Origin of the sequence: Lentilactobacillus kosonis (assembly GCF_003864335.1) — a bacterium.
GTDB lineage: Bacteria > Bacillota > Bacilli > Lactobacillales > Lactobacillaceae > Lentilactobacillus > Lentilactobacillus kosonis.
In genome coordinates this window covers 1-793 of sequence record NZ_BEXA01000021.1, presented here as the reverse complement: position 1 = coordinate 793, position 793 = coordinate 1, and the positions used below count along the sequence as shown (strand labels likewise).

The window sequence follows — 793 nt, the reverse complement described above, 5'->3', positions numbered from 1 at the left end:
GGGGCTCGCGATTCTAGGTGAACTCTTGGGAACGAATTTGTTAAAAGCTTCAAACGGATTCAGTTCGCTTTGGGAAACTGTGGGGTCTTTAGTTTCATACGGTGCAGTTTTTTATTTTTTTAGCATTAGCTATGAAAACTATAAACTTGAATGTTGCTTACGCTTTATGGGCTGGCTTAGGAATTGTATTGACAACTGTTTTGGCAGTAGTCGTTTGGAAAGAATCTATTAATCTGAGCAGCGTCTTAGGAATTGTATTAATTTTGTCAGGAGTTGTCGTTTTAAACTTGTATGGTCCTGGTCATTAAACCAAAATAAAAAACGACTAGCTGTATAAATATTATAATAAACAAAAGGCACCTGGTGTGTCTTTTTATTATGCTTAGAATATAAATATTTGAAAACGGGTTAATTAATTGAAATATTTGATATAATAGTGAGTAATTTGATTGCTAAAAGCCTTTGCGTAGACGTTCCAAAAACGTGTACGTCCGATTTACTTTTAGTGAAAGAAAATGAAAGAATTCCTGCAGATGGCCTTATATTAAGTGAAGCGTTCGTTGATGAGTCAATGATTACTGGTGAAAGCCGAGCAGTCAATAAAAAAACAAATGACCTTGTTTATGGTGGTTCCCTCAATCAAAACCAACCATTTGAGATGAAAGTCACAACCCTTGGAAAAGATTCATTTCTCAATCAAGTGGCCGAATTAGTCAAGAAAGCCCAAGCTCAAAAATTGTCTTGATGAAATCATGCTTATTATGCAAAATAATTCGGCAGACAGCCCCCGTCG

The 793-nt window shown here is 35.8% G+C and carries 2 pseudogenes; both read left to right on the top strand.

The window, feature by feature from the left end:
• Positions 1–308, top strand: a pseudogene (locus NBRC111893_RS10580) (DMT family transporter); the annotation flags it as partial.
• Between the two features lie 122 nt (positions 309–430).
• A pseudogene (locus NBRC111893_RS10575) lies at positions 431–736 on the top strand (P-type ATPase actuator domain-containing protein); the annotation flags it as partial.
• Between the last annotated feature and the right edge of the window lie 57 nt (positions 737–793).